The organism is Mycobacterium spongiae, from assembly GCF_018278905.1.
Classification (GTDB): Bacteria; Actinomycetota; Actinomycetes; order Mycobacteriales; family Mycobacteriaceae; genus Mycobacterium; species Mycobacterium spongiae.
The window spans coordinates 4,167,077-4,192,467 of sequence record NZ_CP046600.1 but is presented as its reverse complement, the minus strand read 5'-3'; the positions used below and the strand labels follow the sequence as shown (position 1 = coordinate 4,192,467).

Here is a 25,391-nt window from a genome sequence, read left to right as displayed (position 1 = left end):
AGCAGACCCATTTCGATAGCATGCCGCACGGTGGCGGCTACCTGTCGGTCCCGCGCCGCGGCCGTGGGCGATCGCCGCTGAAGCCACGCACTACGTGAGCACGCACGAACTCGGCGACGACGGCGGGGTCGTCGGCGTCCCGGACCGCAGAAGGCGTGCTGAACAGCGAAAACAATATGCGGGCAAACCATTCGCCGGCGGCGGATACATCGAGGTCTTTACGGACCTCGCCGGTCAGTTTGGCGGCGGCAAGGTAGGGCGCAAAAAAGTCGACGCATTCGCGCAGCAACACTCCGGCATCCTTGGTCAGTAGCAGGCTGATCGCGTCTTCATCGAAGTACTTCTCGGAGGCAATGGCGCGGCGTGCCTGGGTGACGAATACCGCCGCCCAGCTGAGTTTTTCCTCCAATGAGCGACCGGCGTCGATCGCCTTGGCCATCTCCCGGTAGAACTGCTCGGAGGCATGTTCGGCGCAGGCCTCCAAGATTGCGCCTTTGTCGCTGAAATACTCGTAGACCGTGCTGCGGGACACATTGGCGGCTCTTGCGATGTCGACGATCGTCGCCTTCTGCAATCCGTGCTTGCGGAAACACGCATACGCCGACGCGACAATCAGCTCACGGGTATCCGTCGCCTGAGTGGACGGGGCAGCCGAAGTCATCACTCATGCGCCGGCGCTGTTGAGGAGGCTGAGAACCGCGGTGCCGGCCACGTGGTTGCCGAGGCTGTTGGCGCCCTGGAAGGCGATTTCGACGAAGTTCTCGCCACCGGGTTCGGTCGAGCCGTCGGATTTGCCGGTCACACAGCCGGTGAAACGAAGCGGATCGTCGGGAAAGCATGGCACGCCCAGCCGAATCGACAGATTCTTCACCGCTGCCTCGGGTCCCGCCCAGTCGGTGAGGAAACGCACACAATACCCATTGGTCGTCAGGATGTTCATGAAAAGGTCGGGTGAACCCTGCTTGTTCGCGTAGTCGCGATCGTGGTGCACCGGCATGAAGTCCCGCGACGCGATCGCGCCGGCCACGATCATCGTTGTGGTGATGGGGATCTCAAGGGGAGTGAGCTCGTCGCCAACCTGAATGTCGGCCCATCTCAAGGTCGTGGTGCGGGTTGTGGTTTTCGTCACGGGTGTCCCCTTCCGATTGTCGCGCTTCTGGTGCCCGGCCGCGCTGTGCCTCAGTGCTCCGGCCTGAATCGCAGCACCCGGAATCGCTGCCGCCCCAACACTTCCCCGTGCTGGTTGACGTAGGTGGTGACCCAGGTGAGGAAGAAGCCAGTTCCCATTGCTGTCTTCTTCTCGTCCGAGACCGATTCGTAGACGGCAGTCGCGCTAATGACATCGCCAAGCCGGGGATAGCGCTCGATCTCGAACTCCGAATTCGTCGCTACCGTGCTGGTGTAGCCGGCTTCGTCCAGGAAGGCCGTTGGACTGGCTTTGACCTCGACAGGGAACCCGCCGCGGTCGCCGATCCCCTCGAGCTGCGGCGCGGGCATGATCCAGGTTTGCAGCATCACCGGTGGCGACACAATTCCACCGAAACGCGACGCGGCGGCAAATTCCGGATCGAGATAGACCGGATTCATGTCGTCGATCGCGTGCGCCCAGTGTCGAATCATCGGTTGGTTGACCGGATCCGGTGCCAGCGACGGCTGCCCTGATCCGGTGGGTTGGCCAACGAGCGCGCGTAGCTTGGCCTGAAAGTCGGTTGCGGGGTCGGTGTCCACCTCGGTACTCCTCGTGATGACGTCGCGCTGGTAGGGCTCGAGCAGCGGGAACGCGGCGTGGAGCCTGTGATCCGACATATGCAATGCAAATCCGACATAAGCATGCGATCTGTCTTGCAGACTGTATCTACTCTCTGGCGCCCGCCACTGTCAATAGAGCGACGACCCAGCGACAACCCATTGAGCTTGAGTGGAATTCAACTCGTTGGCGATTGACGCCCGAGTTCGGTGGGTGTACACCGGGTGTCTAGATGCCTGAATTCGGTGAGGGAGCAGATGGCTGATTCGCACGCTCTTGTCGACACCTATCAGCTCTACATCGACGGACGGTGGGTCCAGCCGCAGGACGGCCGCTACGACGACATTTCCCCGGCCACCGAGGCGGTCATCGCCGCCGCTCCCGATGCGAGTGTCGGCCAGGTCGCTGAGGCAATCGCGGCTGCCCGGCGGGCCTTCGACGATGGACCGTGGGGTGCCATGACCCACGAGGAGCGCGCCGGCTGTCTCACCCAGCTCGGCGACGCCCTGAGCAAGCACGCGGACGATTTCTTCGCGCTTGCTCAGGTGGAATGGGGCTGCCTCGCCAACGAGCGGGTCATGCAGATCGACAGCGCTGGACCCGTGTCCATGCGTGCGGCGCAACTGGCGACGACGCTCAACGATGAGCCAGTGAGCCGCATCGGTGCCGGTACGACGGTGCTGCGGCACGAGGCCCTCGGCGTCGTATCCATCCTGACGCCGTGGAACTTCCCGCACAGTCTCAACGTCATGAAGGTGAACAATGCGCTCGCCGCGGGCAACACCGTCGTGCTCAAGCCCTCGCCGTTGACGCCGCTGGCCGGACTAGCGCTCGCCCGGATCATCGACGAATACACCGACATCCCGCCGGGCGTGGTCAACGTTGTCACGCCTTCGGGGGTTGAGGCCGCCAAGCTGCTGACCACCGATCCGCGCGTCGACATGATCAGCTTCACCGGCAGTTCGGCCGTCGGCTGCGAGGTCATGCGAGCCGCCGGTGACTCCATGAAGCGGATCTTGCTGGAGTGCGGTGGGAAGTCAGCCAGCATCGTTCTCGACGACGCGGATGTCACCGACGAAATGCTCGAGCAGATGCTGTTCGATTGTTGCTCGCTGCACGCCGGACAGGCCTGCATCCTGCATAGCCGGCTGCTGCTACCCGAATCCACACACGACGAGATCGTTGGTCGGCTGGTCGCACTCGCCCGCGCGATCCGCGTCGGCGATCCCACAGATGCTTCCGTGGAGATGGGACCACTCATCAGCGCCGCGCAACTGCGGCGGGTACAGACACATGTTGCTGAGGCGGTCAACAACGGAGCCACGCTGGCGACCGGTGGCCGCCGGCCGGCCGGCCTGGATGTCGGTTTCTACTTCGAACCGACAATCCTGACCGGAGTCGACCCGGATTCGGTGATTGCCCAGGAAGAAGTGTTCGGACCCGTCTTGGCGGTGCTGCCTTACCGTGACGACGACGACGCGGTCGCGATTGCCAACAACTCCCGCTACGGCCTCTCCGGTGCCGTCTGGGGCGCTGACGTCGACCGGGCAGTCGCGGTGGCCCGCCGTATCCGCACCGGCCAGATCGCGGTCAACGGCTTCGGTCCAGGTGGGGCACCGTTCGGCGGCTTCAAACTGAGCGGATTCGGCCGCGAGGGCGGCGGAATCAGGGGACTGCACCAATACATGGAGCCCAAAGCGATCGGAATCCCCGGTCCAAAGCACCAGCAATGCTGGTGATCCTGGCCCAAAACGGTGTGCCGCGGCGGCACCTCGTGTAAAGCTCTCGGCATGGCCGTCGCGATTGCTCGACCAAAGCTAGAAGGAAACATCGCTGTCGGCGAAGACCGTCAGATCGGCTTCGCCGAGTTCGGTGTACCCCAGGGACGAGCTGTTTTCTGGTTGCATGGCACTCCCGGCGCCCGCCGGCAGATTCCCACCGAGGCCCGGGTCTTCGCAGAACTCCACGGCGTTCGCCTGATCGGCGTCGACCGGCCCGGCATTGGCTCGTCGACGCCACACCAATACGAGACCATCTTTTCCTTCGCCGACGACCTCCGCACCATCGCCGACACCCTGGGAATCGACAAGATGGCCGTCGTCGGCCTGTCCGGAGGGGGTCCCTACACCTTGGCCTGTGCCGCGGGGTTGCCGGACCGGGTGATCGCGGCCGGGGTACTCGGTGGCGTAGCGCCAACTCGTGGCCCCGACGCGATCAGCGGTGGTGCGATGCGGCTCGTTGTACCGATCGCACCGTTGATACAGCTTGGCGGCAGCCCGCTTCGGCTGGCCGCCAGCATGCTGATCCGCACGGCCCGGCCCGTCGCGTCGCCGGCGCTCGATGTTTATGGTCTGCTCTCACCACAAGCTGATCGCCACTTGCTGGCCCGTCCTGAGTTCAAGGCCATGTTTCTCGACGACCTGCTCAACGGCAGCCGCAAGCAGTTGGCCGCGCCTTTCGCCGATGCCATCGTATTTGCCCGCGACTGGGGATTTCGGCTCGAGGACGTCAAGGTCCCAGTCCGTTGGTGGCACGGTGACCACGACCACATCATTCCGTTCTCCCACGGGGAGCACGTCGTGTCGCGGCTGCCCGACGCCGAGCTTTATCATTTACCGGGTGAAAGCCACCTAGCTGGACTGGGCCGCGGCGAGGAGATCCTGGCGACGCTGATGAAGATCTGGGACGAGCAGGAGGTCTGATCATGGCCGACGCTGAAACGGTCGAGCAATGGGTAGAGCCGCCCAACCTGGCGCTCTACCTCACCGACATACCGCGCGCGGTGATCGAGTTCGGGCAGATGATTGCCACAATGCCGCTGCGAGGCACGCTGCCCAGCGGGGACGGGCATCCGGTGCTGGTGTTGCCGGGCCTATTGGCCGGTGACGGTTCGACCGTGCCATTGCGGCGACTATTGGACAGCCTCGGCTATTGCGCACACGGCTGGGGGCTGGGCCTGAACATCGGCCCGACCCACAAAGTGGTCAGCGGGATCAGCGACCGTCTTGCGGAGCTGCACGCTCGCTACGACGCTCCGGTCAGCCTCATCGGCTGGAGTCTTGGCGGAATCTTCGCCCGTACCCTGGCGCGTCGTCACCCGTCCGCGGTGCGTCAGGTGATCACCCTGGGAAGCCCGTTCCGCATCGGTCATGAGGGGCAGTCCCGCGCGGCCGCCACGTTCCGATGGTTCACGCACCTGCATGCCGAGCGTCACGCGTTCCCGTTGGAGAGCGAAGCCGAGCCGATGCCGGTGCCGGCGACCTCGATCTATTCCCGCTACGACGGCATGGTCGCCTGGCAGACGTGCATCGACGCGACATCGGCGCGCGCTGAAAACATCGCGGTGCTCAGTAGTCACGTCGGCTACGGTCACCACCCGGCGGCACTCTGGGCCATCACCGACCGGCTGGCCCAACCGCGCGGCACCTGGACCCCGTTCCGGCCGCCCGCGTTGTTGCGCCCGCTGTTTCCGCGCCCGGACGACCCACCGTATGTGCCTAGCGGTCCGCATCTGCGGTCCGCCTAACGCGATCGTCGAGCAGGTGCCGCGGTAGCCTCACTGACGTGCTGTTGGCGTCCCTGAATCCTGCCGCTGCCGCCGCCACCGACATCGCCGACGCCGTCACCATTGACGGCGTGGCGCTGAGCCGAAGTGATCTGGTTGGCGCGGCAACGTCGGTGGCCGAGCGGGTCGCCGGTGCCCACCGCGTCGCCGTGCTGGCCACGCCGACCGCCTCGACGGTGCTGGCGATCACCGGGTGCCTGATTGCCGGCGTGCCCATCGTCCCGGTACCCGCCGATGTCGGCGTGACCGAGCGGCAGCACATGCTGACTGACTCGGGAGCCGAGGCCTGGCTGGGCCCGGAACCCGATCAGGACGCGGCGGCAGGGCTGCCGCACATCCCGGTGCGCCTGCATGCCCGGTCGTGGCACCGCTACCCGGAGCCGTCACCCGACTCCGTTGCGATGGTGGTCTACACCTCGGGCACGACCGGCCTGCCCAAGGGCGTGCAAGTGAGCCGACGCGCAATCGCCGCCGATCTGGACGCTCTGGCGCAAGCGTGGCAGTGGACCGCCGACGACGTCTTGGTGCACGGTTTGCCGCTCTATCACATCCACGGCCTGGTGCTGGGCTTGTTGGGGTCGCTGCGCGTCGGAAATCGGTTCGTGCACACCGGGAAACCAACGCCGGCCGGCTACGCTCAGGCCGCCGCGGAATGCGGGGGAACACTGTATTTCGGGGTGCCGACGGTGTGGTCTCGCGTGGTGGGAGATCCGCCCGCAGCCGAGGCGCTCAAGCCGGCACGCCTGCTGGTGTCCGGTAGCGCGGCACTGCCGGTACCGGTGTTCGACAAGCTCGTGGAGCTCACCGGGCACCGGCCGATCGAACGCTATGGGACCTCGGAAACGCTGATCACCTTGTCGACCCGGGCTGATGGCGAACGTCGCCCCGGCTCGGTTGGCCTGCCGCTGGCCGGAGTGGATATTCGCCTGGTGGACGAGGCAGGAACTGCGGTAGCTCACGACGGGGAAACCTTGGGCCAGATCCAGGTTCGCGGCCCGACGCTGTTCGAGGGCTATCTGAACAGACCCGAGGCGACCGCCGAGGCATTTGACGCTGGTGGCTGGTACCGAACTGGCGACGTCGCGGTGGTCGAGGGCGATGGGATGCATCGCATCGTGGGACGCGAGTCGGTGGATTTGATCAAATCCGGCGGATACCGGATTGGTGCCGGAGAAATCGAGACGGTGTTGCTCGGGCATCCGGACGTGGCGGAGGTGGCCGTCGTCGGGCTGCCGGACGAAGATCTGGGCCAGCGGATCGTCGCCTATGTCGTGGGCTCTGCCAGCGTTGACACCGATGGGCTCATCAACTTTGTCGCGCAACAACTCTCGGTGCACAAGCGCCCGCGTGAGGTGCGCGTCGTCGACGCACTACCGCGCAACGCGCTGGGGAAGGTTCTCAAGAAGCAATTGCTCTCGGAGGGCTGAGCGGCGTGCGGCCACGTGGTCATGGCGGTGGCAGTGGCCATGCAGACCGCACCAAGAATTCTGCCCCGGCGCCGGACTAGCCGACGGCCGGGGCAGAATCGTCAGTCCGGTTTACGGAACCGCCGCCCAGACGGGGTGGGTGACCGACCACACCGGGTGAGTCACGTCATCGCCGTAGTGGTAGATGGGGTGGTCGGGGGGAGGGACCGGGCGCATCGGATCAATTCCCGGGCGGTACGGACCCTCTGGGGGATGGACTGGACCTACTGGGCCGGGGTGGCCAGGAGCCATTGGCCCCGGGTGTGGCGGAGGTGCTACGGGGCCCGGTGCGGCGGATGCTACCGCGGGTCCGACAAGTAATCCTCCTACTGCCAAGCCAGCTGCGCACAGAACACCTGCCGACAAGGTGCGGATCTTTGACATTGCTATTCCCTTCCGGTTGGTGATGGTGTTCCCGGGAACAAGGCCCGCGTTGTCGACGCGGAAGAACTCGGACCTGTCGACATGACCGACCGGGCAGGCCGGTTGTTTCATGCCGGGTTCCGGGAGCACCGTTCACCACCTAAATTGTCATATGCGGTTGACAATTTGAACGCTAGGGCCGATCCGCTATGTTGTCAACCATGATTGACGGATCCGGTTTCCGTTCGCCACAGACAGATCTCGGCCAGGCATTGCGGATGGCGTGGTGGAGCTACGTCCGCCGGCTGGACACCGAGATGGAGGCCGCGGGTTTCCCCAAGCGCCGGGCTTCGATGAACTACGTGTTCGCTTTGTATGCGCTACCAGGGCCGATGACGATTTCGCAGATGGGTAGACAGTTCGATGTCAGTCGCCAGGCCGCCAGCAAGCTCGTTGGCGAACTGCGCGATCGCGGCTTCGTGCAGACCGCCGCCTCGACGACCGATCAGCGCGAGAAAGTGGTCAAGCTCACACCAAAGGCCATCGAGTATGTGGCGATGCGCCGGCGCGCCGCCGCCGCGCTCGACGAAGCGATCCGCGAGCGGGTCGGCCCGACGGGCGCAGACGAGCTGCGCAAGGTGCTCGACGCCGTTGGCGAAGCGGCGTGGGGGAAGGAGGGCTTCGATCCCGTCAACCTCTACCGTGCGCCGGACCTGTGGTGAGACCGCCGGCGGCTAGTTGGCGTGCAGGTCCTCGTTGAGTGCGATGCCGTGACCGTCGCGCGCGACCACCTCGACTGCCCCGTTCACTGAATTGCGGCGGAACAGCAGATTGCTGCTGCCGGAGAGGTCACGGGCCTTGACCGACGTGCCGTCCGGAGTCGTGACTTTCGTGCCGGCGGTGACGTAGAGCCCGGCCTCAACGATGCAGTCGTCCCCGAGTGAGATGCCAAGACCGGAGTTGGCGCCCAGCAGACAACGCTTGCCAATGGAAATGACCGCCGTCCCACCCCCGGACAGGGTGCCCATGATCGATGCGCCGCCTCCGACGTCGGAGCCGTCGCCCACAACGACGCCCGCCGAGATGCGGCCCTCGACCATCGACGCGCCCAGGGTTCCGGCGTTGTAGTTGACGAAGCCCTCGTGCATCACGGTGGTGCCTGGCGCCAGGTGAGCGCCCAGCCGCACCCGATCTGCGTCGGCGATGCGGACCCCGGTCGGAACGACGTAGTCCACCATCCTGGGGAACTTGTCCACGCCGTACACCGTGACCGGGCCGCGGCGGCGCAACCGTGCTCGCACCGCCTCGAAATCGTCGACGGCGCAGGGTCCGTGATTCGTCCACACCACGTTGGTCAATACCCCGAACAGGCCTCCGGCGTTCAGCCCGTGCGGCGCCACCAGGCGCTGCGACAACAGGTGTAGCCGTAGGTAGCCGTCGTAGGCGTCGGCGGCCACATCATCCAGCGAGCCGATCACGGTGCGGACCGCGATGGTCTCGGTATCGCGGTCGGCGTCGTGGCCCACCAATGCGGCCAGCTCGGCGGGCACCTCGGACGCGGCCAGTCGCGACGTCGCGCCGGTACCCGAACCCGTGAGCTCCGGTGCCGGAAACCAGGTGTCGAGGATCGCTCCGTCGGAGGCCAGTGTCGCCAGGCCGATGCCCGCAGCTCCAGTCACGATCGACACGCTACTTCCCCCGCCGGGGAAGGGTGCGTCCGGGATCTACCCTGGAGCGGTGCTGGACTTGCACGGGGATCCCGTTGAATTGACTGCGGCACTGGTCGACATTCCCAGTGAGTCGCGACACGAGGCGCGCATTGCCGACGAGGTGGAAGCTGCGTTGCGGGCCCAGACATCGGGGTTCGAGATCATCCGCAACGGCAATGCCGTGCTGGCCCGCACGCGGCTCAACCGGCCCTCGCGGGTGGTCCTGGCCGGGCATCTGGACACGGTGCCGGCAGCCGGCAACCTGCCCAGCCGTCGGGAGAACGGCGAACTGCACGGTTGCGGCTCAGCTGACATGAAATCCGGCGACGCGGTTTTCCTGCATCTGGCCGCCACCGTGGCTGAACCGGCGCACGACCTGACACTGGTGTTCTACGACTGCGAGGAGATCGATTCGGCGGCAAACGGTTTAGGCCGAATCGAGCGTGAGCTCCCGGACTGGTTGATTGGCGACGTTGCCATCCTCGGCGAGCCCACATCCGGTTATATCGAAGCCGGTTGCCAGGGCACGCTGCGCGTCGTTGTCACGGCGACCGGGACGCGAGCCCATTCGGCGCGTTCTTGGCTGGGTGACAACGCAATCCACAAGCTGAGCGCGGTTCTGCACCGGCTGGCGGCCTACGAAGCGCGCATCGTCGATATCGATGGCTGCGAGTACCGCGAGGGGTTGTCGGCAGTGCGAGTCGACGGCGGCGTGGCGGGCAACGTCGTTCCGGACGTGGCTTCGGTGACCGTCAATTACCGCTTTGCCCCCGACCGCTCGATAGCGGCGGCGCTGCAACACGTGCACGACGAGTTCGCTGGGCTGGACGTTGCCATCGAGCAGACCGATGCCGCGGCGGGTGCGCTACCCGGCCTGGCGCAGCCCGCCGCCAAGGCGCTGGTGGAGGCGGCCGGCGGACAAGTCCGCGCGAAATACGGCTGGACGGATGTGTCGCGATTCGCCGCCCTGGGCATTCCGGCGGTCAATTACGGGCCCGGTGATCCCAACCTGGCGCACCGTCGCGACGAGCGCGTGCCTGTCGACACGATCACCGAGGCCGTGGCCACACTGCGCCGCTACCTGAGTGCGTAGCCTTCTGCAGCCCGATGGACTACAGGGGCTGGCCGCACGGGACGGGTGGGGCTCGGCTAGCGGCCGTCTGGATGCGGGCGGCCGCTGCACCGCTCCGCCTGTGCGCTGGCATCGGCAGCTGCCGCACGCATCCCAATCGCTGCCAGATCATTCGACGCTTTTCGCAACGCTTCATCGTCACCGTCCGCCAAGGCCCGCGCGTGGGCAAGCGCGATGCGGCCTACGGCGCAGTCGATCTCGCCACACAGTCGCTGCAGCGGATCCGCCGCGCGGATGTCTCCTAGCCGGACGGCCTCGTACCAGGCGCGGATGGCTACGGCCGATTGCCCACCGCGCTCGGCCATTCGAGCCGCGTTTCGCGCGGCAGCGACGGCGCCGTGTGAGTCGCGGACGGAAGCCAGCCGCCACGCGCGTGCCAGACCGAGTTCCGGGGTGAACAGCGCCGACTTCGTTCCATGTCGAGATTCCGCTCTGCTCAAGGCGATTCCCGCGCCGGCGATATCTCCCTGCTGCGCCAGCGCGGTGGCGAGCAGGATCAACGACAGTGGCCCCCACGAGTAGCCGCTGCGTTCCAGTGTGGCGGCTGCCGGGCCGAGCAGGGCCGCTGCTTGACCGAATTCACCCTTGGCGATCAGCACGTGCGCCAGCAGCACTTCGCCGATCGCGCGACCCGGCTGCTGCAATTCGGCAAAGTCGGTGAACTGATGAGCGAGTTCGGCAGCCTCATCGAGCCGACCCGCCATCACAAGGGTCGCGGTTTGGGCTAGCCCGGTCGTGAAGCGCAGCAAGCCGGGATGCTCGGCGTCGAGCGCACGCTGCGCGCTCGGCTCGACGTCTTCGAAACGGCCCTGTCGGGCCGAACACAGCGCCGCCGCGCTCGCCGCCCAGGCCACTGCTAAGTCGCCGGCCGATGGTGACGTCAGCACCTGGTGCGCGATGTCGACGGCGCTCGCGACGTTGCCCGCGTTCATCGCGAAGGTCGCGCCCAACGCGTCCAGGGTGAGGCGCGGACCCGGATCGGTGATTCGGTTGCGGACGGTCCGCAGGAAAGCGGTGGCCCGTTCCGGTTCGCCGAGCATAAAGAACTGATTGGCGGCCCGAAGCAGCGTCCAGGACATCAGCTCCGATTCGGATAGCGCGGCGGCGTCGACTACGGCCAGCAGTGCGTCGGCTTCACGGCCACGTCCCTGCCGGGTCAATGCGTTTGCCAGCGGCAGCCGCGCCGGCAGACCGCCAGCGCGCTCCAGCGCCGAGCTGGCCAACCGCTCCGCGAGTACCAGGTCGCCGAGCCGCAGAGCCTGCTCGGCCGCCTCGGCGACCTCGGCCACCGGTTGTGGGGCGTCGCTGTCCAATGCCAACGATGCCAGCCGCAGCCGGTCGCTGAGGTGGTCGGTCGAATGCTGTGACAGCACGGCGACCAGCTCGGTGCGCCGTCGCCGCGCCCCCGCGTCGCCGAGGGCGGCCAGCGCACGTTCGGCAAACAACGGGTGCGCTGTGTACACCACGGGGTCGTTCGCCCGTCCGCCACGGACCCGGGTTTCCGCGGCACCCCAATCCTGCGCATCGTTGACGGCGCCCTCGCCGGCCAGGACCGTGAGATCAGCGAGCGGCAACGGCTCTTGTACGGCGAGATAGTCCAGGACGGCACGCGCGGGACCGGGGAGCTCGGCGATGAACTCGTCGACATCAGCTGGTTCGGACTGTTTGGTCGTCCCGCCGGGCGGTTTGATGTCAATGCGCGCCAGTCGGCCGTCGGTCCACAGCGCGGCGATAGCCTCAGGTGTGGCCCCAAAGTCTGGGCCTTGGGCGGTGACGATCATCCGGGCCGTACCGGCCAGGGCCAGCTGATAAACCAGTGTGGCGGACAGGATGTCGAGTTGGTGGGCATCGTCGACGATGAGCAGCAGATCGCCCTGCCGAGCGTCCCGGCTCAGCGATGCCCGAGCGGCGCGCAATAGTGCAGCCGGTTTGCCGATGTCGGCGATATCGACCAAGTGGCTGAAGGCACCGAACGGGACCACGCGCTCGGTCGGGGTGCCGGTGACCCAACGCGTGAGCGTGCTCGGGTTGCGCTGGACGAAGTGTTCGCCGGCCAGTCGGGCCAGGGTGGACTTGCCAACGCCGTCGGGTCCAAGTACGACGGCCCCCGGCGACGGTGGCCGGCCGTGTCGGGGTCCCCCAGCGTGCGGTAGCCAACCTTGTGATTCGGCCCGCTCGGTGGGCGCGGGGGAAACAAGGGAAACGTCCAATTGCTCCAGGGCCGCCGCGTGCTGTGGGACGTTCCATCTAATCGGCACGGCCGGATTTTATCGCCGGACCTTATTGCGTGCGGTGCGTGCGCCGGGGTCACGGGAGAAATATGTCCGCGAATTCGAAGGTATTTGGTCTACGTTCAGGTGTATGCCCGCCGAAGGGGATTCAGCCCGCAACAGGACCGTAGCGGTGTACTGCGCGGCCGCGCCGACCCATCCGGAGCTGCTGGAGCTTGCCGCCGAAGTCGGCACGGCGATCGCCGCGCACGGTTGGAACCTGGTGTGGGGCGGTGGCCACGTGTCGGCAATGGGTGCTGTTGCTTCGGCTGCGCGGGCTCGGGGCGGCTGGACCATCGGCGTGATTCCCAAGATGCTGGTGTACCGCGAGCTGGCCGACCACGATGCCGATGAGCTGATCGTCACCGACACGATGTGGGAGCGCAAACGGATCATGGAGGATCGCTCCGACGCGTTCATCGCGCTGCCTGGTGGTATCGGCACCCTGGACGAGCTCTTGGACGTGTGGACCGAGGGTTACCTGGGCGTGCACGACAAACCCATCGTCGTGTTGGATCCCTGGGGGCATTTCGACGGACTGCGAACATGGCTGCTGGGATTGCTCGATACCGGCTACGTCTCCCATGCGGCCCTAGAGCGGCTGGTCATCGTCGACAACGTCGGTGATGCGCTTCGGGCGTGTACGCCAGCCGGAGCTCCATAGGCAAGATCCATGTGGGCGACCTCCATATAGGCAACCTCCATATAGGCAACCTCCATGTAGGCAACAATGTAATTGCCATGAGGCCGCACTAGGCTGGCCGCCGAACTTGACGTCAACGGAATCGAGGGATCGCGTGTCCGATCACGGCGGTGGCGCTCGCGCAACGGTCAAGCTGACCGATATCGTGGCTGGTTTGCCGGGATTGTTGGCTGACATGCCCGCGATCGTGCGGGGTGCGAAGACCGGCATGCTGGCCCGGCCGAACTCCAAGGCGTCCATAGGCACCGTGTTCGGAGACCGTGCTGCGCGCTACGGTGACCGGGTCTTCGTCAGGTTCGGTGACCAGCGGTTGACCTACCGCGAAGCCAACGCCACCGCAAATCAGTACGCCGCGGTGCTGGCCGCCCGCGGTGTCGGTCCCGGCGACGTCGTCGGGATCATGTTGCGAAACTCGCCCAACGCGATACTGACGATGCTGGCCACGGTCAAGTGTGGCGCTGTCGCCGGCATGCTCAACTACCACCAGCGCGGCGAGGTGCTCGCGCACAGCCTGGGCTTGCTGGATGCCAAGGTGTTGATCGCGGAGTCCGATCTCGTCAGCGCCGTCAGCGAATGCGGGGGCTCGGGCGCGGACACGCTGACCATCGAAGATCTAGAACAAAACGCGGCGACGGCACCGACCGTGAATCCGGCGTCGGCATCGGCGGTGCGGGCAGGAAGCACGGCTTTCTACATCTTCACGTCCGGCACGACGGGATTCCCGAAAGCCAGCGTGATGACCCATCATCGATGGCTGCGGGCGCTTGCCGTGTTCGGCGGGCTGGGGCTGCGGCTGAAAGGTACCGACACGCTGTACAGCTGCCTGCCGCTGTACCACAACAATGCGCTGACCGTCGCCCTGTCGTCGGTGATCAACTCGGGCGCGACGCTCGCGTTGGGTAAGTCGTTTTCCGCGTCGCGGTTCTGGGATGAGGTGATCGCAAGCCGGGCAACCGCATTCATCTATATAGGCGAGCTCTGCCGGTACCTCCTCAACCAGGATCCCAAGCCGACTGATCGTGCCCACCAGGTACGCGTGATCGCTGGCAACGGGTTGCGGCCGGAGATCTGGACAGAGTTCACCACCCGGTTCGGTATCGCCAGGGTGTGCGAGTTCTACGCCTCCAGTGAGGGCAACTCCGCGTTCATCAATATTTTCAACGTGCCTCGCACTACCGGCATCTCACCGATGCCGCTGGCCTACGTCGAATACGACCCGGACACGGGCGCCCCGCTCCGTGACGAGAGTGGACGGGTGCGCCGGGTGCCGGCCGGCGAGCCCGGCCTCTTGCTGAGCCCGGTGAACAGGCTGCAGCCGTTTGATGGTTACACCGATTCATCGGCCAGCGAAAAGAAGTTGGTGCGCAACGCTTTCCGTGATGGCGACTGTTGGTTCAACAGCGGTGACGTGATGAGCCCGCAGGGCAAAGGGCATGCGGCATTCGTTGACCGCTTGGGCGACACGTTCCGCTGGAAAGGCGAGAACGTTGCCACTACGCAAGTGGAGGCTGCGTTGTCAGCCGATGACGCTGTGGAGGAGTGCACCGTCTACGGTGTCGAGGTGCCGCGAACCGGCGGGCGCGCCGGGATGGCAGCGGTCAAGCTGCGCGACGGCGCTGAATTCGATGGGCGGTCATTGGCTCGAGCCGTCTACGGCGAACTACCCAGCTACGCCTTGCCGCTGTTCGTCCGGGTGGTGGATTCGCTGGCCCACACGTCGACATTCAAGAGTCGCAAGGTGGAGCTGCGCAATCAGGCATACGGTGCTGACGTGGTGGACCCGGTGTATGTGCTGGCGGGTCGAGACGAGGGTTATGTGCCGTGGTACGCCGAATACGCTGAGGATGTCGCGTCGGGTAAGCGCCCCCAGGGCTAGGGGCCGGCGCCCTGGGCGCGGTCTCGATCAATGTCAACAGGCACTATGGATGCGTGCAGTCAACGCTGTGCGGCCGCCGGGTCGCCGATGATCGCCCGCTGATCATGGCGATCGTCAATCGCACCCCGGATTCGTTTTACGACAAGGGCGCTACGTTCAGCGACCAGGCGGCCCAGGCCGCAGTAGATCGGGCGGTCGCGGAAGGGGCGGACGTCATCGATGTCGGTGGCGTCAAAGCGGGCCCAGGTGACCGGGTTGATACCGCTGCCGAGATCGCCCGGGTGGTGCCGTTCATCGAATGGGTCCGCGGTGCCTACCCGGACCAGCTGATCAGCGTCGACACCTGGCGCTCCGAGGTGGCCAAGGTGGCCTGCGCGACCGGTGCCGACCTGATCAACGACAGCTGGGGCGGAATCGACCCCGACTTGCCGCACATCGCCGCCGAGTTCGGCGCGGGCTTGGTGTGTTCGCATACCGGGGGGGCGCTACCGAGGACACGTCCCTACCGAGTGAGCTACGGTACGACTACCCGCGGCGTGGTGGACGACGTGATTCAGCAGGTCACCGGTGCCGCCGAGCGGGCGGTTGCGGCCGGAGTAGCCCGTGACCGGGTGCTGATCGACCCGGCGCACGATTTCGGCAAAAACACCTTCCATGGGTTGGCGTTGTTGCGGCACGTAGCCGATCTGGTGAGGACCGGGTGGCCGGTGCTCATGGCGTTGAGCAATAAGGACTTTGTCGGAGAGACTCTGGGCGTGGATCTGACCGAACGGCTTGAGGGAACGCTGGCGGCCACCGCGCTGGCGGCCGCCGCTGGGGTGCGCATGTTCCGGGTACACCAGGTCGCAGCCAGCCGGCGGGTGCTGGAGATGGTGGCATCGATCCAGGGGACGCGTCCGCCGACGCGCACAGTGCGAGGACTTGCATGACTGCATCGGAGCTAGTTACCGGGGATCTTGCCGCCGACGGGGTGCTCGCGGCGTTGCCAGGCGACACCTGGTTTTCCGACCGCAGCCGGAATCGGCCCGGCTGGACGATCGACGAATTGGTGGCGGCCAAGGCTGGCCGGACGGTCTCGGTGGTGCTGCCGGCCCTCAACGAAGAAGAAACCGTCGAATCGGTGATTGGCAGCATCACACCGCTGGTCCGCGACCGTGGGGGCCTGGTCGACGAACTGATCGTGTTGGACTCCGGGTCCACCGACGACACCGAGATACGGGCCATTGCCGCCGGCGCCCGCGTTGTGAGCCGTGAGCAGGCGCTCCCCGAGGTCCCCGTAAGACCGGGCAAGGGCGAGGCGCTGTGGCGCTCGTTGGCGGCCACCAGTGGTGACATCGTGGTGTTTGTCGATTCCGACTTGATCGACCCGCATCCGATGTTTGTGCCGTGGTTGGTCGGCCCGCTGCTGACCGACGACGACATCCACCTGGTCAAGAGCTTTTACCGGCGCCCACTGCACGCCAACGAAGTGGGTGGCGGCGCGGACGCCACCGGTGGTGGACGAGTCACCGAGCTGGTGGCGCGCCCGCTGTTGGCGGCTCTGCGGCCCCAGCTGGGCTCCGTGCTGCAGCCATTGGGCGGCGAGTACGCGGCCACCCGGGAACTGCTGACCTCGCTGCCGTTCGCTCCGGGCTACGGCGTGGAGATCGGCCTGCTGGTCGACACCTTTGACCGGCTGGGGCTGGATGGGATCGCGCAAGTCAACCTCGGCGTGCGGGCGCATCGCAACCGGCCGCTAGCCGAGCTCGGCGCAATGAGCCGTCAGGTCATCGCGACCTTGTTCGCGCGCTGCGGCGTCCCCGATTCCGGCGCTGGGTTGACCCAGTTCTTTGCTGTCGGCCCCGATGGTGACGGTTACGCCCAGCACACCTGGCCGGTGTCGCTGGTAGACCGGCCCCCTATGAAGGTGTTGCGGCCGCGTTGAGCTGACGCCGGTCCAAGGGGGTCGGCGGCGCATCCAGTACGTAGGGCAATATCGATTCCGTGGCGTTGGTGTTGCTGTATCTGGTGGTGCTGGTCCTGGTGGCTATCGTCTTGTTCGGAGCGGCCAGCCTACTTTTCGGCCGTGGCGAGCAGTTGCCGCCCCTGCCGCGGGCGACGACGGCGACGGTGCTGCCCGCATACGGGGTTACCGGCGCGGATGTCGACGCGGTCAAGTTCACTCAGGTACTGCGTGGCTACAAGACCAGTGAGGTGGACTGGGTGCTGGAACGGCTCGGCCGTGAGCTCGACGTGTTGCGTGGTGAGCTGGCCGCGATGCATGCGGCCGACAACCGATCAGACGTCGACGGCCCGGACGCCGCGAACGTTGCCGATGACGAGCCGGTCGCGCACGATCGTTCTGGCCCCACGTGAGCGACGTGAACAACCAGGAGCAAGTTCGCTGCGGCTGGGCGGTACTGCGCCCGGGGCCCGACGCCGAGCTCTACCGCGAGTATCACGACCACGAATGGGGCCGGCCCCTGTACGGTCGGGTGGCGTTGTTCGAGCGGTTGAGCCTGGAAGCCTTCCAGAGTGGCCTATCGTGGCTGATCATCCTGCGCAAGCGGGAGAATTTCCGCCGCGCGTTCGCGGGGTTCGACATCGAGACAGTCGCTTCCTATACGGATGCGGACGTGCAGCGGCTGCTGGCCGATGACGGGATCGTCCGCAACCGGGCCAAGATCGAGGCGACGGTCGCCAACGCGCGTGCCGCGGCGAACCTGGGATCCTCAGAAGACCTGTCCGAGCTGATGTGGTCCTTCGCGCCGCCACCTCGGCCTCGGCCGGCCGATCTATCCGAGATTCCCTCGGTAAGTGCGGAATCGAAGGCGATGGCACGTGAGCTGAAGCGGCGTGGGTTCCGCTTCGTGGGACCCACGACCGTCTATGCGCTGATGCAAGCGACCGGGATGGTCGATGACCATATTCGGGACTGCTGGGTGCCCGCTCACTCGTGACCTCGGTGACAGGCGATCGGGCTCGGTGAGGCGGTGGGCCTTTTCAGCCGGGCCTTGTGCACCTGGGTGACCGGAATAGGGAACAATAGGGGGGTGATTTGGCAGTTCAATGTCGGGTATGGCTGGAAATCCACACGCGGGGCATGCTCGGCGCCGACCAGGCCTGCGAGGGCGGGCCAGCTCGAACCTGGAGGGAGCATTCGATGGCGGCGATGAAGCCCCGGACCGGCGACGGTCCACTGGAAGCAACCAAGGAGGGGCGTGGCATCGTGATGCGGGTACCACTTGAGGGTGGTGGCCGTCTCGTCGTCGAGCTGACGCCCGACGAAGCTGCTGCGCTCGGCGACGAACTCAAGGGCGTCACGAGTTAAGTCGGCCTAGCATCGCCCAACGCCGAATCGTTGGCGCTATTCGCACACCTTCCGGTAGATGTCCAGGGTTTGCTTGGCAGCGCGTTCCCAGGAAAATTCTTCGACACAACGCTGGCGCCCGGCTTGACCGTAGCGCGCCGCTCGTGCCGGGTCGGCGATGAGGGCATTGACCGCCTCGGCCAATCTGGCCTCGTAGGCGGCGGGGTCGTCAGGAGCGTAATGCACCAACGAACCGGTGATGCCGTCGCTGACCACTTCGGGAATCCCGCCCACATCGGAGGCTACAACGGCGGTCCCGCACGCCATTGCCTCCAGATTAACAATGCCCAACGGCTCGTAGACCGACGGGCACACGAAGAGTGTTGCTGCCGAAAGTATTTCGCGCAAGTCTTCGATCCGAAGCCGGTCCCGAACCCAGAACACCCCGGTGCGACTGCAGGCCAACGCGCTGATGGCTGCGCGCACTTCACGGGCTATCTCCGGGGTGTCAGGAGCACCGGCGCACAGGAGGAGCTGCGCCTCGGGGACGAATCGGTGCGCGGCGGCTATCAAATGGGCAACGCCTTTCTGCCGGGTGATGCGGCCCACGAACGCCACCGTTGGCCGCTTCGGGTCGACGCCCAGCTCGGCCAGTACCGACGTGGCGTCCGTCGGCCCGGTGGGGTACCACACGTGAGTGTCGATCCCGTTCCGGACGACGTGCACCAAGCTCGGATCCAACCTCGGATAGACCCGCTGAATGTCATCGCGCATGCTCGAGCTGACCGCGATGACCGCGTCAGCGGCCAGCACCGCCGTCTGCTCCACCCATGTGGACACGTGATAGCCAGCGCCGAGTTGCTCGGCTTTCCACGGCCGCCGCGGCTCGAGCGAATGCGCGGTCAGGACGTGGGGGATGTGGTGAAGCCTCGCCGCCAAGTGCCCGGCCAGGCCGGTGTACCAAGTGTGCGAATGCACAACGTTGGCCGCAGTGACCGCAGCTGCCATCACGAGGTCCGACGACAAGGTGGACAGCGCCGCGTTGGCGCCGCTTAGCCGCGGGTCGGGCTGATGGGCCAACGCGCCGGCGCGGGGCGCGCCGATGCAATGCACGTCAACCTCGCACAGCCGCCGCAGCCGGGATACCAGTTCGGTGACATGCACCCCCGCCCCGCCATAGACCTCCGGTGGGTACTCCCGAGTCAACATCGCCACCCGCATACCCCGCACCGTAGTTCGGCGACGATGCGGCCCGCGTAGTGGGACGAGGAGGAGCCGGACGGTGGGGTGGTGTTCGGCGACGATGCGGCCCGCGTAGTGGGACGAGGAGGAGCCGGACGGTGGGGTGGTGTTCGGCGACGATGCGGCCCGCGTAGTGGGACGAGGAGGAGCCGGACGGTGGGGTGGTGTTCGGCGACGATGCGGCCCGCGTAGTGGGACGAGGAGGAGCCGGACGGTGGGGTGGTGTTCGGCGACGATGCGGCCCGCGTAGTGGGACGAGGAGGAGCCGGACGGTGGGGTGGTGTTCGGCGACGATGCGGCCCGCGTAGTGGGACGAGGAGCAGCCGGACGGTAAGGCGGAGTCGGCTGGCAGCTGTTGGCGGGGGCCGATAGGTTTGAGCCATGAGGGAAGTGCCGCACGTGCTGGGTGTCGTCCTGGCCGGCGGCGAGGGCAAGCGGCTTTACCCGCTAACGGCCGACCGTGCCAAGCCCGCCGTTCCCTTCGGTGGTGCCTACCGCCTGATTGACTTCGTACTTTCGAATCTCGTCAACGCTCGCTACCTGAGGATCTGTGTTCTCACCCAATACAAGTCGCACTCGCTGGACCGTCACATTTCGCAGAACTGGCGGCTGTCCGGTCTGGCCGGCGAATACATCACCCCGGTACCGGCGCAGCAGCGCCTCGGTCCGCGGTGGTACACCGGATCGGCCGACGCGATCTATCAATCGTTGAACCTGATTTACGACGAAGATCCTGAGTACATAGTGGTTTTCGGTGCCGATCACGTTTATCGGATGGATCCCGAACAGTTGGTTCGGTTTCATATCGATAGCGGGGCCGGCGCAACGGTGGCGGGCATTCGTGTTCCGCGTGCGACCGCGACCGCATTCGGCTGTATTGACGCCGACGAATCTGGCGTCATCCGTGGCTTTGTCGAGAAGCCGCTAGAGCCGCCCGGAACACCCGACGACCCTGAGACCACGTTCGTTTCCATGGGTAACTACGTCTTCACCACCAAGGTGTTGATCGACGCGATTCGCGCCGACGCCGACGACGACCATTCGGATCACGACATGGGCGGTGACATCATTCCCCGACTGGTGGCCGACGGCAGGGGCGCCGTCTACGACTTCTCGGACAACGAAGTACCTGGCGCCACCGAACGCGACCGCGGCTATTGGCGTGACGTGGGGACGCTGGATGCGTTCTACGACGCACACATGGACTTGGTGTCGGTGCATCCGGTGTTCAACTTGTACAACAAGCGCTGGCCGATCCGTGGGGAGTCGGAGAACCTGGCGCCGGCGAAGTTCGTCAACGGTGGCTCGGCTCAGGACTCGGTGGTCGGTGCCGGCAGCATCATTTCGGCGGCGTCGGTGCGTAATTCGGTGCTGTCGTCGAACGTTGTGGTCGATGACGGCGCGATCGTCGAGGGCAGCGTCATCATGCCGGGCGCTCGGGTCGGCCGCGGCGCTGTAGTCCGCCACGCGATCCTGGACAAGAATGTTGTCGTCGGACCTGGTGAAATGGTCGGAGTGGACATGGAGAAGGACCGGGAACGGTTCGCGATCAGCACCGGCGGCGTGGTCGCAGTCGGCAAGGGCGTCTGGATTTAGGTGCCTACCCCCCTTGTCTAGCGGCCTCGCTGGGGCGACGAAGGTGCCCGGGTGCTGTTGCGCAGCAACAAGACACAGGCCCCACTACGGCCACGGCGAACTCACCCCAACCCAGTTGGCCCTCGGGGGACCACGACCCACCAACCCCAAGCCGCATAACCGCTGGACCATCCAAACCGGTCCCCTCACCGGAACCCGCTATCCCTGGTTGGCGACCATTGCCGCTCGAGGATTGGCCACCAATGGTTTCTGGAATGCACACAAGTCGGCGAATATCCGACCGGCAGGGTCGTGCGTCTCCTAGCATTGCCACTGATGTGATCGCCTGAGTTGCCGGCGGGGGATGAGCAGCCGGACGCGGAACCTGGCGTGGGCCGGCCTGACGGAAGGGGTTGGGTGTCATGAGCTTTTCGGTGCTGCCGCCGGAGATTAATTCGTTGCGGATGTTTACCGGTGCGGGGTCTGCGCCCATCTTGTCTGCCGCGGCGGCGTGGGAGGGGTTGGCCGAGGAGTTGGAGGTGGCGGCGGAGTCATTTGTGGCAGTGACCGCGGGCTTGGCCGATCAGTCCTGGCAGGGCGCGGCGGCGGCGGCGATGGCCGCGTCGGCCGCCCCGTATGCGGGTTGGTTGGGTGCTGCGGCGGCGCGGGCCGTTGGCTCTGCTGGGCAGGCGAGAGCGGCCGCGAGCGCGTTTGAGGCCGCGCGGGCGGCGACGGTGCATCCGCTGGCGGTCGCGGCCAACCGCAATGCGTTCGTGCAGTTGGTGTTATCGAATCTGTTTGGGCAAAACGCGCCGGCGATCGCGGCTACCGAAGGCATCTATGAGGAGATGTGGGCTGCCGATGTGGCCGCGATGGTCGGCTATCACGGCGGGGCCTCGGCGGCGGCGGCGGGTTTGGTGCCGTGGCAAACGGGGCTGCAGCAAGGGTTAGGGGCCTTGCCGGGTGTAGGTCAGGTGCTCGGCGTGGCCGGCAAGGTTGCGGCGCCCGTGGCTGCGGCTGGGGCGCGGCTGGCCGGGGCGGTGGCGGCCAGTCCGGTGGCCGCACCGCTGGCTGCGGTGGGTACGGCTGCGGCGCGTGCGGTAGCGCCGGTGGCAGCTGCGGTGGATCCGGTGTTGGCGCCGTTGACTGGGGCTGGTGCGGCGGCTTCTCGCGCGCTGGCGGCGGTTCCGATCACCGGGGGTGTCCCGGTGGCGGGGCTGGCGGCGGCGGTGCTTCCGGCGCTTAACACCGGTCTCGGCAACACCGGTGCGTGGAATCTAGGTCTGGGCAATATCGGCAACCTGAACCTGGGCAGCGGAAACATCGGCAACGCGAACCTGGGCAGCGGGAACATCGGCAACGCAAACTTGGGCAGCGGAAACCAGGGCTTCTTCAACTTCGGTAGCGGCAACATCGGCGACACGAACTTCGGTTTTGGAAACGTGGGCTCCCTGAACTTCGGCTTCGGCAACGACGGCAATATGAACTTCTTTGGGTTCGGCAACAACGGTGGCTTCAACTTCGGCTTCGGAAACCAGGGTGACGTCAACTTCGGCTTCGGAAACGGCAACGACGCCCAGTACAACTTCGGCTTCGGAAACGAAAACCTTGGGAACTTCGGCTTCGGAAACAACGGCAACTACAACTTTGGCTTCGGAAATCTAAACGATTTCAACCTGGGTAGCGGCAACAACGGCGACAGCAATATCGGTTTCGGGAATCTCGGCGCGAATAACCTGGGCTTTGCCAACCTTGGCGACGGCAACGTGGGGTTTGGGAACGTCGGCAACAACAATATTGGTTTCGGGCTCACCGGTGACAACCTGGTTGGCATTGGTGCGCTGAACTCGGGTATGGGTAACTTCGGCTTCGGCAACTCCGGTGACAATAACATCGGTTTCTTCAACTCCGGCAGCAACAACATCGGCTTCTTTAACTCCGGAGACGGCAACTTCGGATTCGCCAACTCCGGCGACATCAACACGGGCTTCGGGAACACCGGCTCCACCAACACCGGCTTCGGGAACGCGGGCTCGGGCAACTTCGGCTTCGGGAACGCCGGCAACCAGAACACTGGTCTCGGTAACTCGGGCACTAACAACACCGGCAACTTCAACGCGGGCTCGGACAACACCGGCAACTTCAACTCGGGCGGTGACAACACCGGCGACTTCAACTCGGATAGCCTCAACACGGGCTGGTTCAACTCAGGCTTTGGCAACACGGGCCTGTTCAACTCAGGTACCACCAACACGGGCCTGTTCAACTCGGGTAACACCAACACCGGCCTGCTCAACGCGGGCAACACGAACACTGGCGTTGTGAACGCGGGTGACCTGAACACGGGCTTCGGGAGCTCGGTGACCCAACCCGTGATGAATTCGGGCTTCGGCAACATTGGTGCCGGGAACTCGGGCTTCAATAACTCCGGTGATGGCAATTCCGGCTTCGAGAACGCGAACATGGGTGCTATCGGCAACTCCGGCTTCCAGAACACGAATATGGGCCTGTTCGGCAACTCCGGCTTCCAGAACACGAACACGGGCGGCTTCTTCGGTAACACCGGCTTCCAGAACAGCGGCGATGACAACTCCGGTCTGCTCAACTCGGGCTCATCGAACACCGGTATCAATAACATCGGCGACAATCTCGCAGGATTGTCCAACACGGGCGAGAACAACAGCGGTATCGCCAACTCGGCCGCCAACCCCGGCTTCAGCGAGACCTCGGGCTTCGCGAACTCGGGTGATAACAGCTCGGGTGGGTTCAACACCCTTGATGATCAGTCAGGTTTCTTTGACATCTCCAGCATTCTGTTTGCGGGACTGCCGGCCGCGCCGGTGATCGCCCTGCCCGGGATCCCGGCCCTCGACACCAGCTTCGGGAACACCGGCGCGTGGAATTTGGGTCTGGGCAATTTCGGCAACGTGAACCTGGGCAGCGGAAACATCGGCAACTTGAACCTGGGCAGCGGGAACATCGGCAACGCAAACTTCGGCAGCGGAAACAACGGCTTCTTCAACTTCGGCGGCGGAAACCTCGGCAACACGAACTTCGGTTCCGGAAACAACGGATTCTTGAACTTCGGCCTCGGCAACACCGGCGACATGAACTTCTTTGGCTTCGGAAACAACGGCGACTTCAGCTTCGGCTTCGGCAACGACGGCAACTTCAACTTCGGCTTTGGAAATGTGAACGACTCCAACTTCGGATTCGGCAACGACGGTGACTTGAACTTCGGCTTCGGCAACGGTGGCGGCGCCCTCTTCTCCGAGAACAACTTCGGTGGCGGAAACCGCGGCGATTTCAACGTGGGTAGCGGCAACAACGGCGAAAGCAATATCGGATTCGGAAATCAAGGCCAAAATAACCTCGGATTTGGGAACTTTGGCGAGGGCAACCTGGGCTTCGGCAATAACGGTAACAACAACATTGGCTTTGGGCTCACCGGCGACAACCTGGTAGGCATTGGCGCGCTCAACTCGGGCATCGGGAACCTGGGCTTCGGCAACTCCGGTAGCAACAACATCGGCTTCTTCAACTCCGGAGACGGCAACTTCGGCTTCTTCAACTCCGGAGACGGCAACTTCGGCTTCTCCAACTCCGGAGACACCAACACGGGCTTCTGGAACTCGGGCTCCATCAACACCGGCTTTGGGAACGCGGGCTCGGCCAACTTCGGTTTCGGGAACTCGGGCAACCAGAATATGGGCGTCGGGAACACGGGCTTCGCCAACACAGGTATCGGGAACTCGGGCGATGTCAACACCGGCAACTTCAACTCGGGCTCGGAGAACACCGGCGACTTCAACGCCGGCAACTCCAACACGGGCTGGTTCAACGCGGGCAACGAAAATACCGGCCTGCTGAACTCGGGAGACACCAACACCGGCCTGTTCAACGCAGGCAATACGAACACCGGCCTGTTCAACGCGGGTAACACCAATACCGGCGGGTTGAACTCCGGCGACCTGAACACCGGCTTCGGCAGCTCGGTGACCCAACCGGTGGCGAACTCGGGCTTCGGCAACACCGGCACGGGCAACTCAGGGTTCAACAACTCCGGTGACGGCAATTCCGGGTTCGAGAACACCGGGACTGTCGGTTTCGCCGGCAACTCCGGCTTCCAGAACACGAACACGGGTGGCTTCGCTGCCAACTCCGGCTTCCGGAACAACGGCGAAGACACCTCGGGTCTGCTGAACTCCGGCTCAGAAACGTCGGGTCTGCTGAATTCCGGTGCGGGCACCTCCGGCATCAACAACGCTGGCGACCTGCTCGCGGGCTTGTCCAACACCGGTAACAGCAACACCGGTATCGGGAACTCGGGCGCCGGCACCGCGACCTCGGGCGTGTACAACTCGGGCGACGGCAGCTCGGGAGGATTCAACGCTGGTGACAACCAGTCGGGTTTCTTTAACTAGCTGCCGCCAGCGCACGGCCGGGCCCCGGTG

The 25,391-nt window shown here is 65.3% G+C and carries 21 protein-coding genes; 15 read left to right on the top strand and 6 right to left on the bottom strand.

The features are described 5' to 3' along the window. Nucleotides 1–37: 37 nt before the first annotated feature. Genes F6B93_RS17000 through F6B93_RS16990 form a run of 3 tightly spaced genes read right to left on the bottom strand, consistent with a single transcriptional unit; the run spans nt 38 to nt 1,728 of the window. Entirely contained in the window at nt 38–661 is a 624-nt protein-coding gene (locus F6B93_RS17000; protein WP_211696126.1) for a TetR/AcrR family transcriptional regulator, read from the bottom strand. Nucleotides 662–664: 3 nt separating this feature from the next. Continuing rightward, complete coding sequence (locus F6B93_RS16995; protein ID WP_211696125.1) at nt 665–1,129, bottom strand: MaoC family dehydratase; 465 nt, start codon at nt 1,127–1,129, stop codon at nt 665–667. Between the two features lie 50 nt (nt 1,130–1,179). Beyond that, nucleotides 1,180–1,728: an FAS1-like dehydratase domain-containing protein gene (locus F6B93_RS16990; protein ID WP_343232741.1), complete on the bottom strand. Its 549-nt coding sequence runs from the start codon at nt 1,726–1,728 to the stop codon at nt 1,180–1,182. Between the two features lie 276 nt (nt 1,729–2,004). Here F6B93_RS16990 and F6B93_RS16985 point away from each other — a divergent pair, with 276 nt between their 5' ends. The 5 genes from F6B93_RS16985 (at nt 2,005) to F6B93_RS16965 (ending at nt 7,863) form a co-directional block, all read left to right on the top strand. Continuing rightward, a complete protein-coding gene (locus F6B93_RS16985; protein ID WP_211696123.1) occupies nt 2,005–3,486 on the top strand; it encodes an aldehyde dehydrogenase family protein in 1,482 nt (493 codons plus the stop codon). 51 nt (nt 3,487–3,537) lie between these two features. Next, nucleotides 3,538–4,449 (top strand): alpha/beta fold hydrolase, encoded by a 912-nt coding sequence (locus F6B93_RS16980; RefSeq protein ID WP_211696122.1) that lies wholly within the window; start codon nt 3,538–3,540, stop codon nt 4,447–4,449. Further along, on the top strand, nt 4,446–5,273 hold the full coding sequence (locus tag F6B93_RS16975) for an esterase/lipase family protein (protein WP_425518561.1): 828 nt from the start codon (nt 4,446–4,448) through the stop codon (nt 5,271–5,273). Before F6B93_RS16980 ends, F6B93_RS16975 begins: the two co-directional genes overlap by 4 nt. Before the next feature lie 38 nt (nt 5,274–5,311). Further along, a complete protein-coding gene (locus F6B93_RS16970) occupies nt 5,312–6,739 on the top strand; it encodes an acyl-CoA synthetase (RefSeq protein ID WP_211696120.1) in 1,428 nt (475 codons plus the stop codon). A 623-nt stretch (nt 6,740–7,362) separates the two neighbouring features. Then, entirely contained in the window at nt 7,363–7,863 is a 501-nt protein-coding gene (locus F6B93_RS16965) for a MarR family winged helix-turn-helix transcriptional regulator (RefSeq protein WP_211696119.1), read from the top strand. A gap of 12 nt (nt 7,864–7,875) precedes the next feature. On the opposite strand, the gene dapD is transcribed toward F6B93_RS16965, so the two are convergent. Continuing rightward, entirely contained in the window at nt 7,876–8,829 is a 954-nt protein-coding gene (gene dapD / locus F6B93_RS16960) for a 2,3,4,5-tetrahydropyridine-2,6-dicarboxylate N-succinyltransferase (protein ID WP_211696118.1), read from the bottom strand. 49 nt (nt 8,830–8,878) lie between these two features. Between dapD and dapE the strand changes: the two genes are divergently transcribed. Then, complete coding sequence (gene dapE / locus F6B93_RS16955) at nt 8,879–9,943, top strand: succinyl-diaminopimelate desuccinylase (protein WP_211696117.1); 1,065 nt, start codon at nt 8,879–8,881, stop codon at nt 9,941–9,943. A 56-nt stretch (nt 9,944–9,999) separates the two neighbouring features. Here dapE and F6B93_RS16950 read toward each other — a convergent pair whose 3' ends face one another. After that, on the bottom strand, nt 10,000–12,240 hold the full coding sequence (locus F6B93_RS16950; RefSeq protein ID WP_211696116.1) for a GTPase domain-containing protein: 2,241 nt from the start codon (nt 12,238–12,240) through the stop codon (nt 10,000–10,002). Between the two features lie 103 nt (nt 12,241–12,343). On the opposite strand from F6B93_RS16950, the gene F6B93_RS16945 reads away from it, so the two are divergent. From F6B93_RS16945 to F6B93_RS16915, 7 genes are all read left to right on the top strand, one after another. After that, complete coding sequence (locus F6B93_RS16945; protein ID WP_211696115.1) at nt 12,344–12,916, top strand: TIGR00730 family Rossman fold protein; 573 nt, start codon at nt 12,344–12,346, stop codon at nt 12,914–12,916. Nucleotides 12,917–13,049: 133 nt separating this feature from the next. Further along, nucleotides 13,050–14,831 carry a long-chain-acyl-CoA synthetase FadD6 gene (fadD6, locus tag F6B93_RS16940; RefSeq protein ID WP_211696114.1) on the top strand — a complete coding sequence of 594 codons (1,782 nt, stop codon included), beginning with the start codon at nt 13,050–13,052 and terminating at the stop codon, nt 14,829–14,831. A gap of 104 nt (nt 14,832–14,935) precedes the next feature. Beyond that, nucleotides 14,936–15,760, top strand: coding sequence for a dihydropteroate synthase (gene folP, locus F6B93_RS16935; protein WP_211699559.1), 825 nt, complete (start codon nt 14,936–14,938; stop codon nt 15,758–15,760). Continuing rightward, entirely contained in the window at nt 15,757–16,755 is a 999-nt protein-coding gene (locus F6B93_RS16930; RefSeq protein WP_211696113.1) for a glucosyl-3-phosphoglycerate synthase, read from the top strand. Before folP ends, F6B93_RS16930 begins: the two co-directional genes overlap by 4 nt. A gap of 59 nt (nt 16,756–16,814) precedes the next feature. Further along, complete coding sequence (locus F6B93_RS16925; RefSeq protein WP_211696112.1) at nt 16,815–17,186, top strand: DivIVA domain-containing protein; 372 nt, start codon at nt 16,815–16,817, stop codon at nt 17,184–17,186. 5 nt (nt 17,187–17,191) lie between these two features. Beyond that, nucleotides 17,192–17,770: a DNA-3-methyladenine glycosylase I gene (locus F6B93_RS16920; RefSeq protein ID WP_211699558.1), complete on the top strand. Its 579-nt coding sequence runs from the start codon at nt 17,192–17,194 to the stop codon at nt 17,768–17,770. A 203-nt stretch (nt 17,771–17,973) separates the two neighbouring features. Further along, nucleotides 17,974–18,141 (top strand): DUF3117 domain-containing protein, encoded by a 168-nt coding sequence (locus F6B93_RS16915; RefSeq protein WP_003406247.1) that lies wholly within the window; start codon nt 17,974–17,976, stop codon nt 18,139–18,141. A 36-nt stretch (nt 18,142–18,177) separates the two neighbouring features. On the opposite strand, the gene glgA is transcribed toward F6B93_RS16915, so the two are convergent. Beyond that, nucleotides 18,178–19,341: a glycogen synthase gene (gene glgA / locus F6B93_RS16910; protein WP_211696111.1), complete on the bottom strand. Its 1,164-nt coding sequence runs from the start codon at nt 19,339–19,341 to the stop codon at nt 18,178–18,180. Between the two features lie 402 nt (nt 19,342–19,743). On the opposite strand from glgA, the gene glgC reads away from it, so the two are divergent. Next, nucleotides 19,744–20,958, top strand: coding sequence for a glucose-1-phosphate adenylyltransferase (gene glgC / locus F6B93_RS16905; protein WP_211696110.1), 1,215 nt, complete (start codon nt 19,744–19,746; stop codon nt 20,956–20,958). Nucleotides 20,959–21,359: 401 nt separating this feature from the next. Further along, a complete protein-coding gene (locus tag F6B93_RS16900; RefSeq protein ID WP_211696109.1) occupies nt 21,360–25,361 on the top strand; it encodes a PPE family protein in 4,002 nt (1,333 codons plus the stop codon). Nucleotides 25,362–25,391 lie beyond the last annotated feature (30 nt).

Coding starts and splice junctions, on each gene's coding strand:
- F6B93_RS16930 (WP_211696113.1), top strand. CDS start 15,757: ATGACTGCATCGGAGCTAGTTACCGGGGATCTTGCCGCCGACGGGGTG.
- F6B93_RS16985 (WP_211696123.1), top strand. CDS start 2,005: ATGGCTGATTCGCACGCTCTTGTCGACACCTATCAGCTCTACATCGAC.
- F6B93_RS16980 (WP_211696122.1), top strand. CDS start 3,538: ATGGCCGTCGCGATTGCTCGACCAAAGCTAGAAGGAAACATCGCTGTC.
- F6B93_RS16900 (WP_211696109.1), top strand. CDS start 21,360: ATGAGCTTTTCGGTGCTGCCGCCGGAGATTAATTCGTTGCGGATGTTT.
- F6B93_RS16915 (WP_003406247.1), top strand. CDS start 17,974: ATGGCGGCGATGAAGCCCCGGACCGGCGACGGTCCACTGGAAGCAACC.
- folP (WP_211699559.1), top strand. CDS start 14,936: ATGGCGATCGTCAATCGCACCCCGGATTCGTTTTACGACAAGGGCGCT.
- glgA (WP_211696111.1), bottom strand. CDS start 19,341: ATGCGGGTGGCGATGTTGACTCGGGAGTACCCACCGGAGGTCTATGGC.
- F6B93_RS16965 (WP_211696119.1), top strand. CDS start 7,363: ATGATTGACGGATCCGGTTTCCGTTCGCCACAGACAGATCTCGGCCAG.
- F6B93_RS17000 (WP_211696126.1), bottom strand. CDS start 661: ATGACTTCGGCTGCCCCGTCCACTCAGGCGACGGATACCCGTGAGCTG.
- glgC (WP_211696110.1), top strand. CDS start 19,744: ATGAGGGAAGTGCCGCACGTGCTGGGTGTCGTCCTGGCCGGCGGCGAG.
- F6B93_RS16945 (WP_211696115.1), top strand. CDS start 12,344: ATGCCCGCCGAAGGGGATTCAGCCCGCAACAGGACCGTAGCGGTGTAC.